Origin of the sequence: Bradyrhizobium sp. A11, assembly GCF_042077125.1 — a bacterium.
GTDB lineage: Bacteria > Pseudomonadota > Alphaproteobacteria > Rhizobiales > Xanthobacteraceae > Bradyrhizobium > Bradyrhizobium japonicum_B.
In genome coordinates, this window is record NZ_CP149509.1 from 1,221,809 (window position 1) to 1,239,730 (window position 17,922).

A 17,922-nucleotide genomic window follows, 5' to 3' on the forward strand; every position below is an offset into this window, starting at 1 on the left:
GAGACCCGTGATGCTAGAGGGATGGCGCTGGTACGGGCCTGATGATCCCGTGTCGCTTGACGACGTCAGGCAGGCCGGGGCGACCGACATCGTCTCGGCGCTGCATCAGGTCCCGATCGGGGAGGCCTGGACGCGCAAGGCGGTCGAGGAGCGCAAGAATTTTATCGAGAGCGGTCAACCGGGGCGATCGCAGCTGACCTGGTCGGTGGTGGAATCGATTCCGATTCCCGACGACGTCAAGCGCCTGGGAGCCAGGGCGGCCAGGTCCATCGAGGCCTGGATCGCCAGCCTTGAAGCCGTCGCGGCGGCCGGCATCAAGATCATCTGCTACAATTTCATGCCTGTGGTCGATTGGTGCCGCACCGATCTCGAATGGGAGCTGCCGAACGGCGCCCGCGCCATGCGCTTCGACCAGGATCGTTTCGCCGCCTTCGAGCTGCACATCCTCAAGCGTCCCGCGGCCGTGCAGGAGTACTCGCCCGAACAGCAGGCGCGCGCGAAGGCGCTGTTCGAGCAGATGAGCCAGGTCGATATCGATTACCTCGTCATGGTGATCGCCAGCGCGCTGCCAGGCTCGACCACCGAGCCGATGACCATCCCGCAATTCCGCGACCGGCTGGAGACGTATCGCGATATCACGCCAAGGATCCTGCGGCAGCATCTCGCCGAGTTCCTGGCGCGCGTGACGCCGGTGGCCGAGCAACTCGGGGTGTCGCTGACGCTGCATCCGGACGATCCGCCGCGGCCGTTGTTCGGCCTGCCGCGCATTGCCTCCAGCGCCGAGGATTATCAGGCGCTGTTCGACGCGGTGCCGTCCAGGGCGAACGGCATCTGCCTGTGCACCGGCTCGCTCGGCGTGCGCGCGGAAAACAACCTGCCTGAAATGGCCGAGCGCTTCGGCCCGCGCATCGCCTTTGCCCATCTGCGCGCGACCAAGCGCGAGGCCGACGGGCTGTCGTTCTATGAGTCCGATCATCTCGACGGCGACGTCGACATGGTCGCGGTGCTGAAGGCGCTGCTCAAGGAGAACGCGCGGCGCGCGCCCGACAAGAGGATCGTGTTCCGCCCCGATCACGGCCACCGCATGCTCGACGACCTCGCCGCCACCAAGCGCACCAACCCCGGCTACACCGCCATCGGCCGCCTCCGCGGTCTCGCCGAGCTGCGCGGCGCGATCCGCGCGATCGAGCATCGGTAGAGCGGTGCTGCGGGTGCTTCTTCGCCTCTCCCCGCTTGCGGGAGAGGCCGGATTGCATCGAAGATGCGATCCGGGTGAGGGGGACTCTCCGCGAGTCCGTCTCTCACCACCCCCGCGGAGAGTCCTCCTCACCCCGACCCTCTCCCCGCAAGCGGGGCGAGAGGGGCACTAATAGCACGCCGCCATTGCCCCCAGCTTCGGATAGAGCCGGTCGATCGCCGCGATCTCGCTTGCCATCTGCGCGATGATCCAGTCGCGGATCTCGGCGGCGATCGGACGCATCGGGCGGTTGCGCGGCGGCAGGAATTCGCAGACGCGGCGCGTGGTGGTGAGCCGGTCGGAGGCCGGCACCAGCGCGCCGGTGAGCAGCCAGTGCGAGGCGACCGTCAGCCAGCCGAGCGCGATGCCCTGGCCGAGCAGGGCGGCCTGCACCACGACGGCATAATCGGTGAAGCTCAGCGCCTTGGCCGCGCCGCGGCGCCCGGTGAGGAGCGATGCGTAATCCGCGGCCCAGTCGCCCGGCGTCTCGGCAAGGCGGATGATGGTGTTGCCTTCGGTGGGATCGGTTTCGCCGAGATAGGAGGGGCTGCACATCGGCAGCATGACTTCCCTCATCACAAGCGTGCCGCCCGATGGCGGCTCGTCGCGATCGCGGAAGCGCATGCCGAGATCGACATTCTCCACCGGCCCGCGCAACGCGCCGGAGATGAGCTGGAAGCGCAGATCGACTTGCGGAAACTGCTTCTGCAGCTTGTCGATGCGCGGCATCAGCCAATGCGTCGTGAAGGCCGACGAGACCGACAGCGTCACCGTCTCGGTGCCCTTGCGGCGCCGCTCGATCTCGACCAGCCCGCTCTCGATGCTGCGAAAGCCGTCGAGCACGCGGCGATAGAGCAGTTCGCCCTCCTCGGTGAGCACCGCGCGTCCCGCCTTGCGATCGAACAGGCGCACGCCGAGATGCTCCTCGAATTGACCGAGCATCCGGCTCACCGCCGGCTGCGTGACATTCAATTCGGCGGCCGCGGCCGTGAAGCTGCCATTGCGCGCCGCGGCGTCGAAGACGAACAGGGCGTTGCTCGACGGCAGCATGCGGCGAAGCTCAGGCATAACGCCATGTTATGAGCCGCGTGAGAATTTGGCAATTGCCGAGTTTTGCCAAGTCTGTTGTCATCGCGATCACAGCCTAAAGACAGGGGCTGGCGAGCAAGGATTTGGTGCGGCGCACGCTTCGATCCCGATTGCTCGGATTCCCTGTCTATAAAGCAGGCTTATGGCGCGCAGTGAGGCACGCCGTTGCAGGGACGGGCGAGGTCGATCGTTGGACAAACGAGCGGAAAGCGTCGAGATCAGATCCGCGAGCAAGGCCTATGGCCCCGTCCGCGCCCTCGACGACGTCTCCCTCAATGTCGGCGCCGGCGAGTTCGTGTCGCTGCTCGGTCCCTCCGGTTCGGGCAAGACCACGTTGCTTGGAATTCTGGGCGGCTTCATCCTGCCGTCGGCGGGCACGATCCTGTTCGGCGGCCGCGACGTCACCTACATGCCGCCGCACAAGCGCGACATCGGCGTCGTGTTCCAGAACTACGCGCTGTTCCCGCATATGAGCGTCGGCGAGAACGTCGCCTTCCCCTTGCGCGCCCGCCGCCTGCCGAAGACGTCCTGGCCCGACAAGGTGCGCGCGGCGCTCGGCATGGTCGGGCTCGCCGGCTACGAGGAGCGCGGCATCGCGCAGCTCTCCGGCGGCCAGCGCCAGCGCGTGGCGCTGGCGCGCGCCATGATCTTCGAGCCGCGGCTGATCCTGATGGACGAGCCGCTGTCGGCGCTCGACAAGCAGCTGCGCGAATCCATGCAGATCGAGCTGCGCGCGCTGCACCGGCGCATCCAGGCCACCATCATCTATGTCACCCATGACCAGCGCGAAGCCTTGACCATGAGCGACCGCGTCGCGGTCATGAAGGACGGCCGGCTGATCCAGATCGACGTGCCCGAGCGCCTGCACGATCATCCCGCCGATTCCTTCGTCGCGAGCTTCATCGGGGAAGCGACGATGCTCCCCGTTCGCCGCGTCGATGCCTCCAGCGTCGCGCTAGGCAATGCGCTGCTGCGCAGCGCCCGCGTCATTCCCGATGGCGATGCGCTGATGCTCGCCGTGCACAGCGAAAAGCTCCTGATCGACGACGGCGCGCAGGATGCCGCCTGCAACCGGCTGACCGGCACGGTCACCGACATCGTTTATCAGGGCGAAAGCCTGCGCATCTTTCTGGCGCTCGAAAACGGCATTGCGCTCAGCCTGCGCCAGCCGAGCTACCACCAGGCCTATAGCCGCATTCCGCCGCTCGGCGGCAGCCTCACCGTCACCCTTCACCCCGAGGACACCATCGTCGTGCCGAGAGTGGACTGAAGTGGGGGGACTGACCTCAAGCCTTGTCCAACCGAAAGAAGAAACTGACATGTCGACCCAAGCCGCGTTCAGCAATTTCAAGGTTCTCACCTTCGACGTCGTCGGCACCTTGATCGATTTCGAGGCCGGCGTGCTCTCCGCGGTGCGCAGGATCTCGGGCAAGACGCCGGCCGAGCTCAGCGACGACCAGATCTTCGAGCCCTACAAGCGCGGCCGCGACAAGCATTACGGGCGCTCCAGCGAGGCGATGTTCCACGTCTATCGTCATCTCGCCACCGAACTCGGACTGCCCGCCGATGATGCGGCCTGCGACATGTTCCAGCTTGCCGTGCTGCGCTGGGGGCCGTTCGCGGATTCGGTCGAGGCGCTGAGGCGCCTGCGGACGAAATTCCGGCTGGTGGCGATGACCAACGCGGACCGCGTCGCGCTGTCCTGCTATGCCCACGCGCTCGGCGATCCCTTCGACGACACGGTGTGTGCCGACGACACCGGGGTGGCAAAACCCAATCCAGAGTTCTTCGCCTACAACAGGGGGCGCCAGTCCGCGTTCGGCTACAAGCAGTCCGACATCCTGCATGTCGCGCAGAGCCAGTACCACGACATCGGCATCGCGCGGAAGCTCGGCTACAAGGTGTGCTGGATCGAGCGTCGCCAGGGCATCGCCGGCTTCGGCGGCACGCCGGCGGTGGAGACGCTGACCAAGCCGGACTTCCATTTCCCGACGTTGAAGGCGCTCGCCGACGCCGCCGTTGGGCCTGCGGCGTAGCATCGTGAGCGCGGGCATGACACGGGACTGGAGCGCGCTGCCGTCGGCCAACTCGCTGTGGGAAGCCACGGCGGCGCCGGCGCGCGATTTTCCCGTGCTGTCGGGCGAGCAACAGGCCGATGTGGTGATCATCGGTGCCGGCTACACGGGGCTCTCGGCGGCGCACCACATCGCCAAGAGCGGCCTCGCGCCAATCGTGCTTGAGGCGAACCGCCCCGGCTGGGGCGCGAGCGGCCGCAATGGCGGGGTCATCACCGCAAAGTTCCGGCTGTCGTTTCGCGAGATCGACGCCGCGCATGGCCGCGCCATGGCGAAGCGCATGTACGAGATCGCGCATGAATCGACCGACATGGTCGAGGAGCTGGTGTCGGAGTTCGGCATCACCAGCGCGAACCTGACGCGCACCGGCCAGGTCAAGGCCGCGCATAACGAGACGACGCTCCGGGCCGCGATCGACGAAGCCGACTGGATGACGCGCGAGATGGGCTCTGCCGAGGTCCGCATCCTCGACAAGAGCGGGGTGCGCGAGGAGACCGGCTCGGACATCTTCGTCGGCGGCGTGCTCCATCCCGGCTCCGGCGGTATCCATCCGCTGAACTACCTGCGCGGCCTCGCCGACGGCGTCGCGCGCCGCGGCGTCTCGATGTTCCAGGAGTCGCCCGTCGTGAGGCTGCGGCGCGAGAAGGACGGCATCGTCGCCGAGACGCCGCAGGGCGCCGTGCGCGCAAGACAGGCGATCATCGCCACCAACAGCTATTCCGACCTCACCGGCGCCACCGCGCATCTGCAGCGCACGCTGGTCCCGTTCCGCAGCGCCATGGTCGCGACCGCACAGCTGCCGCGCAATCTTGCGGGAAAGCTGATGCCGTCGGGGCGCACCTATACCGAGACCAAGCGCATGATGCGCTGGTTCCGCATGGTCGATCACCGCGTGATCTTCGGCGGCCGCGGCGCCTTCGGCAAGCAGGATTCGCAAGCCGCGTTCGACGCACTTCGCAAGGCGATGGTCGGCATCTTCCCCGAACTCGCCGACGTTCCGCTCGACTACAAATGGTCGGGCCTGGTCGCGATGACGTTGGACTCGGTGCCCCATATCGGCCGGCTCGACGACCGCACGCTGGTCTCGCTGGGCTACAACGGCGCCGGCGTTGCGATGTCGAGCCTGATGGGTCGCTATCTCGCCGCTTTCGTGCGCGGCGAAAGCCCCGATGTCGGCCTGCTCGACGTCCGGCGGATGAAGACGATTCCGCTCTACCCGCTGCGCGAGCCCGCCGTGCGCATGGTCGCCGGCTGGTACCAGTTTCTCGATGCGATCGGTCGGTGAGATCTCTTTGGAGGAGGCGAGGATGACGATGAAGCAGAGTTTTGGACTGAGCTGCGCGCTGCTGAGCGCAATCGGATTGAGCACGGCCGCCGATGCGGCCGAGCAGATCACCTTCGTCTCGCAGGGCGGGGCCTATCAGCAGGCGCAGACGGTGGCGATCCTCGATCCCTCCGCCAAGAAGCTCGGCATCACCATCAACCAGGACTCGATTCCCGACGCCTGGCCCGCGATCAAGACGCAGGTCGGCAGCGGCAAGCCGATCTGGGACGTGGTCGACACCCCCACCGGCAACTGCCTGCGCGGCGGCGAGCAGGGTCTGATCGAGAAACTGGACTTCTCGAAGATTCCGAACGGCGCGGCGATGCCGGAGGCCTATCGCAGTCCGTATTCGGTGTCTTACGAGTTCTATTCGAGCGTGCTGGCCTACAGCCAGAAGACATTTCCGAAGGACGCGCCGAACAGCTGGGCCGATTTCTGGGATGTGAAGAAATTTCCCGGCCGTCGCGCGCTGCGCAACCACCCGTTCGCGACGCTCGAGGCGGCATTGATGGCCGACGGCGTCGCGCCGGACAAGCTCTATCCGCTCGATGTCGACCGGGCCTTCAAGAAGCTCGAGGAGATCAAGCCGCACATCACGGTGTGGTGGACCTCGGGCGCGCAGTCGGCGCAGCTGCTCAACGACGGCGAGGTCGACATGGAGATGGCCTGGAACGGCCGCGTCAGCGCGGTCGCCAAGGAAGGCGCCAAGGTCGCCTTCACCTACAACCAGGGCGTCCTGCAGAGCACCTCGCTCTGCATCCTCAAGGGCGCGCCCAATCTCGCCACCGCGGTGAAATTCCTCAACGAAGCCGTCGATCCCGTGCACCAGGCCAATCTGCCGCTCCACATCGATTACGGCCCGGGCAATCCCAAGGCATTCGAAACGAACGTGATCAAGCCCGATCGCGCCGCGCAATTGCCGAGCGAGCCGGCCAATGCGGCCAAGCAGGCGCTGATGTCCTACGCCTGGTGGTCCTCGCCCGCCGGCGAGGCCGCGGAGAAGCGCTGGGCGTCGTTCATGCAGAAGTGAGGCGAGGCAACGTTGACGACATCAGTCTCAGATCCATCGCAGAAGCATCAGCGCCGCGAGCACGGCCTGATGCTGGCGCTGGTGTCGCCGGCGTTGCTCGTGATCCTGGCTCTGATCGTGCTGCCGGTCGGCTGGCTCGCCTGGCAGTCGATCTACCATGACGGCTTCACGCTGGAGAATTATCGCCGCGTCTTCACCGAGGACATCTACTGGCGCAGCTTTGCGCTGACCTTCGAGATCAGCCTCGCGGTCACGCTGATTGCACTGCTGCTCGGCTATCCCGTCGCTTATCTCGCCAACGCGCTGCCGAAGGGCTGGAGCATCCTCATCCTGTCGCTGGTCGTGCTGCCGTTCTGGACCAGCGTGCTGGTGCGCGCCTATGCCTGGCTGGTGCTGCTGCAGCGCAGCGGCGTGATCAACCAGTTCCTGCGCCATCTCGAATGGGTCTCCGAGCCGCTCGCGCTGGTCCACAACACCTTCGGCACGGTCGTCGCGACGGTGCACATCCTGCTGCCCTTCATGGTGCTGCCGCTCTATGCGACCATGCAGAAGATCCCGAGCGAGCTGATGCAGGCCGGCGCCAGCCTGGGCGCAAGCCCGTCGCTGACGTTTGCCCGCGTGTTCCTGCCGCTGTCGCTGCCGGGCGTGCTGGCGGGCTGCACCATGGTGTTCGTGCTCTGCCTCGGCTTCTACATCACGCCGGAATTGCTGGGCGGCGGCCGCACCGTGATGGTGTCGATGCTGGTGAGCCGCAATGTCGAGCTCTATAGCCAGTTCGGCGCCGCCAGCGCCGTGGCGGTCGTGTTGCTCCTCGGCGTGCTCGCGATCTTCGTTCTCGTCAGCCGCTTCATCTCGCTCGATCGCGTGCTGGGGCAGAAATGAACCGTCTCTCGCCCGCACGCATCGTCCTCTACGTGTTCAGCGCGCTGGTGCTGGTCTATCTGATCCTGCCGGTCCTGATCATCGTGCCGATCTCGTTCTCCAGCGCGCGCTTCCTGACCTTCCCGCCGCCGTCGTTCTCGCTGCGCTGGTACCAGCAATATTTCGCCAGCCCCGCCTGGATGCAGGCGACGCAGGTGACGCTGACGGTCGCGGCCCTGACCGTCCTGGTCGCGACGCCGTTTGGCGTCGCCGCCGCCTACGCCATCAGCCAGTCAAAACTGCGCATCATGCGCGTGATCCACATGGCGCTCCTGCTGCCGCTGGTGGTGCCAATCATCATCACCGCGGTCGGCATCTTCTTTGTCTATGCCAAGGTCGGCCTGGTCGCGACCATGCCCGGCCTCGTTCTGGCGAATGTGATGCTGGGATTGCCTTACGTCGTCATCTCGGTGCTGGCAGGCCTGCAGAGCTTCGATCCGGCGCAGGAGATGGTGGCGCGCAGCCTCGGCATGAACCGCCTCCGCAGCTTCTTTGCGGTGACGTTGCCGCAGATCAAGTCCAGCGTGGTCGCCGGCGGCATCTTCGCCTTCATCTCGGCGATGGACGAAACCATCGTCGCGCTGTTCATCTCGGGCGGCCAGTATCAGCCGCTGACCAAGCGCATGTTCACCGCGTTGCGCGACGAGATCGACCCGACCATCGCCGCGATCTCGACGCTGATGACGGCGGCCTCGTTCATGCTGGTGCTGCTGGCGAGCGCGCGGAAGAAGGACGGGTGAGGGGCGGCGTTGCCTGGCGCAATCCGGCGCGCCGGACGCCGTTGCACGAGGCGTCGCGAGCCCTTGTTCAGCATCACCCGATCGCGAAATCCGCGGCCGTCTCGGCGTGAATGGCCGTGGTGTCGAACGTCTCGACCGACGTGTCATCGGGGCCGACCAGCATCGTGATCTCGGTGCAGCCGAGGATGATGCATTCCGCGCCTGCGGCGACGAGCGCTGCCATCACGTCCTGGTAACGACGACGCGAAGCATCGGCGACGATTCCGAGGCACAGCTCGTCGTAGATGATGCGGTTGACGTCGGCGCGCGCCTCGGGGGGCGGAACCAGCACGTCGAGATCATGCGCGCGCAGCCGGTCGATGTAGAAGTCCTCCTCCATCGTGAACCTGGTGCCGAGCAGCCCGACCCGCCGGTAGCCTTTCGCCCGAATCCGCTGCGCCGTCGCATCGCCAAGGTGGATGAACGGGATGGTCACGCTGGAGACGATCTCGGGGGCCAGCTTGTGCATCGTGTTGGTGCACAACACGATCGCCCGCGCGCCGGCACTTTCGAGGCGCCGCGCGACCTCGGCCAGGCTGGCTGCCGCCTCGCTCCAGCGGCCCGCATACTGCATTTGCTTGATCTCTTCGAAATCGTAGGAATACAGCAGCAGCGGGGCGGAATGCAGCTTGCCCATGCGATCGCGGACGCGCTCGTTGATCAGCTTGTAATAGAGCGCCGTGCTCTCCCAGCTCATGCCGCCGATCAGGCCGATGGTCTGCATTCCAGTTGCTCCAAATTTGGTTCAACCGGATCGTAACCGAAGACCTCGAAGCCCGGTAGCCGTTGCTTGATTGCAGGGCCTGTTACGGTCGAAGGTCGCGAACAGGCCGTCGTGCAAACGGCACGGACCGGCATGACGCCCGTGCAGGCGATCAGGGCCTTTCGACCTTGCGCGCGCTCTCGGCCTGTCTTACGCAGTTGCCGAATAATGGCGCATCGCCAGAGCCTTGAGGGAGCCGTCATGACCATCCGCAACACCCGCACCGGCGGGCAGATCCTGATCGATCAGCTCGTCGCGCAAGGCGTCGAGCGCGTCACCTGCGTGCCGGGCGAGAGCTATCTCGCCGCGCTCGATGCGCTGCATGACAGCCCGATCGACGTCGTGATCTGCCGCGCCGAGGGCGGCGCGGCCATGATGGCGGAAGCCTATGGCAAGCTCACGGGCCGGCCCGGAATCTGCTTCGTCACCCGCGGTCCCGGCGCCACCAATGCCAGCCACGGCGTCCACATCGCGATGCAGGATTCGACGCCGATGATCCTGTTCGTCGGCCAGGTCGACACCGGCATGCGCGAGCGCGAGGCGTTTCAGGAGCTCGACTACAAGGCGGTATTCGGCTCCATGGCGAAATGGGCGGTCGAGATCGATCGTCCCGACCGCATTCCGGAGCTGGTCGCGCGGGCCTTCCGCGTCGCCATGCAGGGCCGTCCCGGTCCCGTGGTGATCGCGCTGCCGGAGAACATGCTGACCGAGACCGCGGCCGTCGCCGATGCCTTGCGCATTGAGCCGGCGGTGAGCTGGCCCGCGCCGGCCGATCTCGAAAAGCTCGGCGCCATGCTCGCGGGTGCCAAGGCACCGTTGGTGATCCTCGGCGGCTCGCGCTGGACCGACGAGGCGACCAAGAGCATCGCGCGCTTTGCCGAGCGCTTCGACCTGCCGGTCGCGACCTCGTTCCGCCGGGCCTCGCTGATCGATGCCGATCATTCGCATTATGCCGGCGATCTCGGCATCGGGCCGAGCCCGGGCCTGAAGGCGCGCATCGATGACGCCGACGTCGTTCTGCTGATCGGCGGCCGCATGTCGGAAATGCCGTCCTCGTCCTACACGCTGTTCGACATTCCCTCGCCAAAGCAGAAGCTGGTCCATGTGCATCCGGGCTCGGAGGAGCTCGGCCGCGTCTATCAGCCGGCGCTCGCGATCCAGGCAACGCCTGCGGCCTTCGCGGCCGCCGTCGAGACGCTGAAGCCCTCGGGCGCAGTGGCCTGGAAGGGCGAGGCCGCCAAGGCCCATGCCGATTACCTCGCCTGGACCGACAAGGCGCGCGAGCTGCCGGGCACGTTCCAGTACGGCCAGGTCATGACCTGGCTGCGCGACCGGCTGCCGAAGGACGCCATCGTCTGCAACGGCGCCGGCAACTACGCTGGCTGGATCCACCGCCATCACCGCTTCCACAGCTTTGCCGCGCAGCTGGCACCGACCTCGGGTTCGATGGGTTATGGCGTGCCGGCGGGCGTGCTCGCCAAGCGGCAATATCCGGATCGAATCGTCGTCGCCTTTGCCGGCGACGGCTGCTTCCTGATGAACGGCCAGGAATTCGCGACCGCCGTGCAATATGACGCAGCCCTGATCGTCGTCGTCGTCGACAATTCGCAATACGGCACCATCCGCATGCACCAGGAGCGCGATTATCCCGGCCGCGTCGTCGGCACCCAGCTCAAGAACCCTGACTTCGCGATGTATGCGAAGGCGTTCGGGGGCCATGGCGAACGGGTCGAGCGCACGGAAGAATTCGCGCCGGCGTTCGAGCGTGCGCTGGCCTCGGGCAAGCCGTCGATCCTCCATTGCATCATCGATCCCCGCGCGATCTCGGTCGGCAAGGATTTCACGCCCGCGGTGAAGGCTTAAAGCGATGGCGGCCGGCCGCCACGTCGCGATCATCGGAGCCGGCGCGGTCGGGGTCGTCAGCGCCATCGAGGCGCTGCGCGAGGGGCATCGCGTCACGCTGATCGATCCGGGCGAGCCCGGCGGCGAACAGGCGGCGAGCTATGGCAATGCCGGCTGGCTGTCGTCGCATTCGGTGATCCCGCCGGCGGAGCCTGGCATCTGGAGGAAGGTGCCGGGCTATCTGATGGACCCGCTCGGGCCGCTCGCGATCCGCTGGTCCTATTTGCCGAAGGCGCTGCCCTGGCTGGTCAAATACCTGCTTTCGGGCTGGACCGCGGCGCGGGTCGAGACGACGGCGTTCGCGCTGCGCGATCTCTTGAAGGACGCACCGCTGCTGCACCGGAAACTGGCCGAAGAGGCAGGCGTCCCCGAGCTGATCGAGCGCAACGGCGTGATGCATGTGTTTCCGTCGCGCGGCAATTTCGACAACGATCTCGGCTGGCGCCTGCGCAGGAAGGTCGGCGTCGAATGGCTGGAGCTTTCCGCCGACGAGATGCGCCAGCGCGAGCCGGATCTGCATCCGCGCTACACCTTCGGCGTGGTGGTGGAAGAGGCCGGACGCTGCCGCGATCCCGGCGCCTATGTCGCCGCGCTCGCCAATCATGCGATCGCCATTGGCGCGAAGCACGCGCGGGCCAAGGCGACCGGCTTGAGGCTGAATGGCGACAAGCTGGTGGCTGTTCTGACCGATACCGGCGAGATCGCTTGCGATGCTGCCGTCGTCGCCGCCGGGGCCCGCTCGAAGCAGCTGACGGCATCGATCGGCGATCCACTGCCGCTGGAAACGGAGCGCGGCTATCATGTGATGATCGAGAATCCGGAAGTGGGTCCGCGCAGCTCGATGATGGCGTCCGACGCCAAGATGGTGGTGAACTGGACCAACAAGGGCCTGCGCGCCGCCGGCACGGTCGAGATCGCCGGCCTCGAGGCCGCGCCGAACTGGAAGCGCGCCGAGATCCTGCGCGATCATCTTCTCGGCATGTTCCCGAAACTGCCGAGGGATATTCCGGCCTCGCGCATCAAGACCTGGTTCGGCCATCGCCCAAGCATGCCGGATGGGCGACCCTGCATCGGCTATGCGCGCGCCTCGCGTGATATCGTCTACGCTTTCGGTCATGGCCATGTCGGCCTGGTCGGCTCGGCCCGGACCGGCCGCCTCGTCGCGCAGCTCCTCAGCGGCAGGCAACCGGAAATTCCGCTTCTTCCCTTCGCGCCCGAACGTTTCCTCTGAGGTCGCAGCATGACCAACACGGCTCATTCGTCCTCCCGCATCGCCCGTGGCGGTAAGGCCATCTACGGCGCGCCGCTCGGCATTTTGATGCTGGAAGCGCGCTTTCCCCGCATTCCCGGCGACATGGGCAACGGCACCACCTGGCCGTTCCCCGTGCTCTATCGCGTGGTGAGCGGGGCTTCGCCCGAGAAGGTGGTGTTGAAGGGCGCGGCCGGCCTGCTGCCCGACTTCATCGATGCGGCGAAGGACCTGGTGCGGTTAGGGGCTGAGGCCATCACCACCAATTGCGGCTTCCTCTCGCTGTTCCAGAAGGAGATCGCGGCCGCGGTCGGCGTTCCCGTCGCAACCTCCTCGCTGATGCAGGTGCCGTGGGTGCAGGCGACCCTGCCGCCGGGCAAGCGCGTCGGTCTCGTCACGGTGTCGGGCTCGACCCTGACGCCGGCCCATCTCGAAGGCGCAGGCGTGCCGCTCGACACGCCGTTGGTCGGCACCGAGAACGGCAAGGAGTTCTTTCGCGTCCTGATCAAGGCCGAGAAGGACGACATGGACATCGCGCAGGCCGAGCGTGACGTGGTCGAGGCCGGCAAGCAGCTCGTCGCCGGGAATCCCGATGTCGGCGCCATCGTGCTCGAATGCACCAACATGCCGCCTTACGCCGCGGCGCTTCAGGCCGAGGTGGGATTGCCGGTCTACGACATCTATTCCATGATCACCTGGTTTCACGCCGGACTGCGCCCGCGCGTCTTTGCGTGACCGCGTCCCGCGAGATCGTCACAAGTCCTGGAGCAGCCCATGAAACTATCCGGCAAGGTCGCCGCCATCACCGGCGCGGCGCGCGGCATCGGCAAGGCCTGCGCGAAGAGATTCTTGGACGACGGCGTCAAGGTCGTCATCTCGGACGTCGATGCGGAAGGCCTCGCCGCGACGGCCGCGGAGCTGGGCCGGCCGGATGCCCTGCGCACCGTGGTCGGAAATGTCGCCAAGCGCACCGATGTGGATCAGCTCGTTGCCACCGCCGCGAAGGAATTCGGCCGGCTCGACATCATGGTCAACAATGCCGGCGTCGCACGCAACCGGGACATCCTCGACATCACCGAAGAGGAGTTCGACGAGATCATCGGCATCAACTTGAAGGGCGCATTCTTCGGCGTGCAGGCCGCGGCGAGGCAGATGATCGCGCAGGGCGGTGGCGGCGTCATCATCAACATGTCCTCGGTGAATGCACTGCTGGCGATCCCGGCGCTGGCGACCTACGCGATGTCCAAGGGCGGCATGAAACAGCTGACGTCGGTTGCCGCTGTTGCGCTTGCCCCGCACAACATCCGCGTCGTCGCGGTCGGACCAGGCACGATTTTGACCGACATGGTGAAGTCGTCGATCTACACGTCAGATGACGCCCGCAAGACCGTGATGTCGCGCACGCCGGCCGGCCGCGGCGGTGAGCCGAGCGAGGTGGCCTCGGTGGTGGCGTTCCTGGCGAGCGACGATGCCTCCTACATCACCGGACAGACGATCTATCCGGACGGCGGAAGGCTGGTCCTGAACTACACGGTGCCAGTGAAGGAGAAGTAGGCCTCGCTGCATCTCAGTCGTCATGCCCGGGCTTGTCCCGGGCATCCACGGCTGTCAGCAATCGCGGTGCTGCGTGGATGGCCGGGACAAGCCCGGCCATGACGGCGGGGGCGTCCAATCCTATTCAGCCGCCACCGTCATCCCGTGACCGAGCCGCTTCGAGATGCCGCCGGCGCAGTCGCGCAAGGCATGCGCGATCGGACTGTCCCAGCGCGCATCGAACGTGCCTTCGGGGCCCATCGCGGTGATGACCAGCGCGACGTGGCCGGAATGGTCGAACACCGGGGCCGAGAAGGCATTGACGCCGGGCAGGGGATCGCCGAGGGCGCGGGCGAGGCCGTGCTTGCGGACCTCCGCGAGCATCTCGGTTAGCTTGGCGCCCTTCACGGCGCGCTTGGGATTGTAGCCGACGCCGTGGCGGTCGAGCCCGCTCTCGAGGGCGGCGGTGATCGTCTGCTCCGGCAGGAACGCCGCGAAGGCCCGCCCGGTCGCGGTCTCCAGCAGCGCCATCACCGAGCCGACCCGCATCACGATGTGGACCGGCTGGGCCGGCTCCTCGAGCTGGACCACGGTCGGGCCGTGCGTGCCCCACACGGCGAGAGACACGGCATGTCCGATCTGGCTGGCGAGCGCGGCGATCCTCGGCCTTGCGATGCGGACGCCGGAGAGCCGGCGCAGGCTGATCAGCCCCAGCTCCAGCGCCAGCGCGCCGATCTCGTAGCGGCCGGTGGTTTCGTCCTGCTCGATCAGCCCGATGCGCGAGAAGCTGGCGAGATAGGGGTGCGCCTTGGCCGGCGCCATGCCGGCCTCGCGCGCGAGATCGCGCAGCATCATCGGCTCGCCGCATCTTGCGAGCGCGCGGAGCAATTCTCCGCCGACCTCGATGGACTGGATGCCGCGGCTTTCCCTGCTCATGCGCTTCCTGGCGTGGCTCAAGCCGCGTCGCGCTTTTCGGCGCTGTCGGCGAGATGACGGCCGGCAATGTAGCCGAAGGTCAGCGCCGGCCCAAGCGTGATGCCGGCCCCGGGATAATTGCCGCCCATGATGCTCGCCATGTCGTTGCCGGCAGCGTAGAGCCCTGGGATGACCCGGCCTTCGGCGTCGAGCGCGCGCGCGTTCTCGTCGGTGACGATGCCCGCATAGGTGCCGAGATCGCCGATCACCATCTTGATGGCATAGAACGGCCCGTTCCCGATCGGCGCGACGCAGGGATTCGGGCCGTGCAGCGCATCGCCCTGGTAGCGGTTGTAGGCTTTCGAGCCCTTGCCGAAGGCAGCATCGTGACCGAGCGGGGCGGTGGCGTTGAACTGCCTGACGGTCTCGACGAAGGACGTGGCGTCGATGCCGGCCTTGGCCGCCAGCGCCTCCAGCGTGTCGCCGCGCATCAGGTAGCCGGTCTTGAGGTGATGACCCAGCGGCATCGGGAAGGGCGGCACGCAGCCGAGGCCGTATTTGCGCAGAGTCTTGTGATCGCAGACGAGGAAGGCGGCGATCTCCTCGCCGGGCTTGGCGGCCTTGACCATGGCCTGAACGAAGTCGTGATAGGAATTGCCCTCGTTGGCAAAACGCCTGCCGTCGCGCATCACCGCGATCACGCCGGGTTTGGCGCGGTCGATGAAATGCGGCATCACCCCCTTCGAGCCGTCCTTGCGCGTGGTCAGCGACACCGGCACCCAGGCTGCTGCGTTCGGCAGGCGGTCCTCGACATGCCCGCCTGCGCGCTCCGCAAGACGCAAGCCGTCGCCGGTGTTGCCGGTGGGCCCCGGCGAAAAATGCTCATTGCCGGTCGGTGCGTGCGGAAACATTTTTCTGCGCCGCTCCACATCGTGTGGGAAGCCGCCGCAGGCGAGAACGACGCCCTGGCGGGCGCGGACGCGGACCTCGCGTCCCTCGCGCGACACGATGGCGCCGGTCACAGTGCCGTTCTCGACCGTCAGCTCGCGCACCGGGGAGGACAGCCACATCGGAATCTTCAGGTCGAGCGCGGATTTTGCGAGGCGCCCGGCGAGCGCATTGCCGTTGGTCAAGGTCATGCCGCGGCCGTAGCGCAGCACGTCCATCAGGTGCCGCGACAAGCGCTTGGCGACATAGACCGCCGACGTCAGCGACTTCGTCACCCGCATGAAGTGGATGATCTCCTTGCCGGAGCCAAGCATCATGCCGAACACGGTCAGCTCGGGCAGCGGCATGCCCAGCGACTTGATGAGGTCGCCGAGCTCGCGGCCGTCGAACGGACGCGTCACCATGGAGCGGCCGCCCTGCGCGCCGCCCGGCGCCTCCGCGTGATAGTCCGGAAACACCAGCGGCATGTCGAAGCGCAACGCGGTCTTGGTGGTGAAAAAATCGACCGCCTCGGGGCCGGCCGCCAGAAATGCATCGACGCGTGCCGCATCGAAGTTGTTGCCGGCTTCGTGTCGCAGATAGGTGCGGGCCTGCTCCGGCGTCTCCTCGATGCCGTAGGCTTTCGCCAGCGACGTCCCGGGAATCCAGAGCCAGCCGCCGGAGCGGGCGGTGGTGCCGCCGAAGCGCGGCTCCTTCTCGACGATCAGGACGTCGAGGCCGCGGGACCGGGCGGTGATCGCGGCCGACATGCCGGAGCAGCCCGATCCGGCCACGAGCACATCGCACTCGTAGGTTTCGCTTGCGCTATGCTCGTTGCCGGTCATCTGGACCTCACTTCTTCAGCAGCGGACATTTGGACTCCGAGACCGGGCGGAAGGCGTCTTCGCCCTTCACGGTCTTGACGATGTCCAGATAGTCCCACGGCTCCTTCGATTGCTCGGGCGTCTTCACCTTGGCGAGATACATGTCCCGGATGACCCGGCCGTCCTCGCGCAACTTGCCGCCATGGACGAAGATATCCTCGATCGGCAGTTCGCGCATCTTCGCCATCACCTTGGCGGACTCGTCGGTGCCGGCGGCCTTGATGGACTTCAGATAATGCAGAACCGCGCCATAGACGCCGGTCTGGATCATGGTCGGCATCACCTTGGTGCGCTCGTAGAACTTCTTCGACCAGGCGCGCGTGGCCTCGTCCATGGCCCAGTAGGAGGCCGTGGTCATATAGGTGCCCTGCGCGGCCTTAAGGCCGATCGCGTGCACGTCGGTGTCGAACATCAAAAGGCCGACCAGCTTTTGGCCGCCCTGAACGAGGCCGAACTCGCCGGACTGCTTGATGGCGTTGTCGGTGTCCTGGCCGGCATTGGCGAAGGCGACGACGTCGGACTTGGAGCTCTGCGCCTGCAGCGCGAAGGAGGAGAAGTCTGCGGTGTTGGTCGGATGCTTGACGCCGCCGAGCACCTTGCCGCCCATCTCGTTGATGAAGCGCGTGGCATCCTTCTCGAGTTGCTGGCCGAAGGCATAGTCGGCGGTGATGAAATACCAGGACTTGCCGCCTTCCTTGATCACGGCCGAGGCCGTCACCTTTGACAGCGCATAGGTGTCGTAGGTGAAGTGCACGGTGTTGGGGCTGCACAGCTCGTCGGTCAGTGAGCTGGCGCCGGGACCGGAGAGCAGCGCGACCTTCCCTCGCTCTCGCACCATGTTGTGCACGGCGATCGCAATGCCGGAATTGGGGATGTCGACCACGGCATCGACCTTGCCGTTGTCGAACCAGCCGCGCGCGATCTGCACGCCGACGTCCGTCTTCATCTGGTGGTCGGCGCTGATGATCTCGATCGGCTTGCCAAGCACGGTCGGCCCGAATTCCTCCACCGCCATCTTGGCGGCCTCGACCGAACCCGGCCCGCTGTTGTCGCGGCCCCAGCTCGACAGATCCGTCAGCACGCCGATCCGCACCACGTCATCGGAGACTTGCGCGGTCGCTGCCGTGGTCATGGCAGCCGAAGTCATGGCCGCGAGCATGGCGCAGGCGAGATACCCTCTCATTGTTGTTTCCTCTCTTTTGTTGGCCGCATGGCGGCTGATCGTTCTGGAGGTAAATTAGATATAAGCGAATAGATTTGTCAATAACGAATAACCTCCGGCAAATGAGCGGGG

General features: G+C 66.3%; 16 protein-coding genes. 11 read left to right on the top strand and 5 right to left on the bottom strand.

Going from position 1 to position 17,922, the window contains the following annotated elements; genetic code table 11:
• Positions 1-7 precede the first annotated feature (7 nt).
• A complete protein-coding gene (gene uxuA / locus WI560_RS05690; protein ID WP_375307209.1) occupies positions 8-1,198 on the top strand; it encodes a mannonate dehydratase in 1,191 nt (396 codons plus the stop codon).
• A 168-nt stretch (positions 1,199-1,366) separates the two neighbouring features.
• Here the strand turns inward: uxuA and WI560_RS05695 are convergent, their stop codons facing one another.
• Positions 1,367-2,305, bottom strand: coding sequence for a LysR family transcriptional regulator (locus WI560_RS05695; RefSeq protein ID WP_257193113.1), 939 nt, complete (start codon positions 2,303-2,305; stop codon positions 1,367-1,369).
• A 211-nt stretch (positions 2,306-2,516) separates the two neighbouring features.
• On the opposite strand from WI560_RS05695, the gene WI560_RS05700 reads away from it, so the two are divergent.
• The 6 genes from WI560_RS05700 to WI560_RS05725 all read left to right on the top strand — a co-directional run bounded on the left by WI560_RS05700 (position 2,517) and on the right by WI560_RS05725 (position 8,416).
• Positions 2,517-3,596, top strand: a complete 1,080-nt coding sequence (locus WI560_RS05700; RefSeq protein ID WP_375307210.1) for an ABC transporter ATP-binding protein — start codon at positions 2,517-2,519, stop codon at positions 3,594-3,596.
• 49 nt (positions 3,597-3,645) lie between these two features.
• Positions 3,646-4,362 (top strand): HAD family hydrolase, encoded by a 717-nt coding sequence (locus WI560_RS05705; protein WP_375307211.1) that lies wholly within the window; start codon positions 3,646-3,648, stop codon positions 4,360-4,362.
• Positions 4,363-4,378: 16 nt separating this feature from the next.
• Entirely contained in the window at positions 4,379-5,686 is a 1,308-nt protein-coding gene (locus WI560_RS05710; RefSeq protein ID WP_375307212.1) for an NAD(P)/FAD-dependent oxidoreductase, read from the top strand.
• A 22-nt stretch (positions 5,687-5,708) separates the two neighbouring features.
• Complete coding sequence (locus tag WI560_RS05715; protein WP_375307213.1) at positions 5,709-6,755, top strand: ABC transporter substrate-binding protein; 1,047 nt, start codon at positions 5,709-5,711, stop codon at positions 6,753-6,755.
• Positions 6,756-6,824: 69 nt separating this feature from the next.
• On the top strand, positions 6,825-7,637 hold the full coding sequence (locus WI560_RS05720; RefSeq protein WP_375308782.1) for an ABC transporter permease: 813 nt from the start codon (positions 6,825-6,827) through the stop codon (positions 7,635-7,637).
• A complete protein-coding gene (locus WI560_RS05725; RefSeq protein ID WP_375307214.1) occupies positions 7,634-8,416 on the top strand; it encodes an ABC transporter permease in 783 nt (260 codons plus the stop codon). Before WI560_RS05720 ends, WI560_RS05725 begins: the two co-directional genes overlap by 4 nt.
• A 73-nt stretch (positions 8,417-8,489) precedes the next feature.
• On the opposite strand, the gene WI560_RS05730 is transcribed toward WI560_RS05725, so the two are convergent.
• Complete coding sequence (locus WI560_RS05730; RefSeq protein WP_375307215.1) at positions 8,490-9,179, bottom strand: aspartate/glutamate racemase family protein; 690 nt, start codon at positions 9,177-9,179, stop codon at positions 8,490-8,492.
• A gap of 240 nt (positions 9,180-9,419) precedes the next feature.
• Here WI560_RS05730 and WI560_RS05735 point away from each other — a divergent pair, with 240 nt between their 5' ends.
• From WI560_RS05735 to WI560_RS05750, 4 genes are read left to right on the top strand one after another with little or no spacing between them, the layout of a single operon-like run.
• Positions 9,420-11,081 carry a thiamine pyrophosphate-binding protein gene (locus WI560_RS05735; RefSeq protein ID WP_375307216.1) on the top strand — a complete coding sequence of 554 codons (1,662 nt, stop codon included), beginning with the start codon at positions 9,420-9,422 and terminating at the stop codon, positions 11,079-11,081.
• Positions 11,082-11,085: 4 nt separating this feature from the next.
• On the top strand, positions 11,086-12,351 hold the full coding sequence (locus WI560_RS05740) for an NAD(P)/FAD-dependent oxidoreductase (protein WP_375307217.1): 1,266 nt from the start codon (positions 11,086-11,088) through the stop codon (positions 12,349-12,351).
• A 9-nt stretch (positions 12,352-12,360) separates the two neighbouring features.
• Positions 12,361-13,104, top strand: coding sequence for an aspartate/glutamate racemase family protein (locus WI560_RS05745; protein ID WP_375307218.1), 744 nt, complete (start codon positions 12,361-12,363; stop codon positions 13,102-13,104).
• Positions 13,105-13,143: 39 nt separating this feature from the next.
• The gene (locus WI560_RS05750; RefSeq protein WP_375307219.1) at positions 13,144-13,923 is read left to right on the top strand and encodes an SDR family NAD(P)-dependent oxidoreductase; all 780 of its coding nucleotides are present in this window, start codon (positions 13,144-13,146) and stop codon (positions 13,921-13,923) included.
• 120 nt (positions 13,924-14,043) lie between these two features.
• Here WI560_RS05750 and WI560_RS05755 read toward each other — a convergent pair whose 3' ends face one another.
• From WI560_RS05755 to WI560_RS05765, 3 genes are read right to left on the bottom strand one after another with little or no spacing between them, the layout of a single operon-like run.
• On the bottom strand, positions 14,044-14,838 hold the full coding sequence (locus WI560_RS05755) for an IclR family transcriptional regulator (protein ID WP_375307220.1): 795 nt from the start codon (positions 14,836-14,838) through the stop codon (positions 14,044-14,046).
• Positions 14,839-14,855: 17 nt separating this feature from the next.
• Positions 14,856-16,589 (bottom strand): FAD-dependent oxidoreductase, encoded by a 1,734-nt coding sequence (locus WI560_RS05760; protein ID WP_375307221.1) that lies wholly within the window; start codon positions 16,587-16,589, stop codon positions 14,856-14,858.
• Between the two features lie 7 nt (positions 16,590-16,596).
• On the bottom strand, positions 16,597-17,811 hold the full coding sequence (locus WI560_RS05765; protein ID WP_375307222.1) for an ABC transporter substrate-binding protein: 1,215 nt from the start codon (positions 17,809-17,811) through the stop codon (positions 16,597-16,599).
• Positions 17,812-17,922 lie beyond the last annotated feature (111 nt).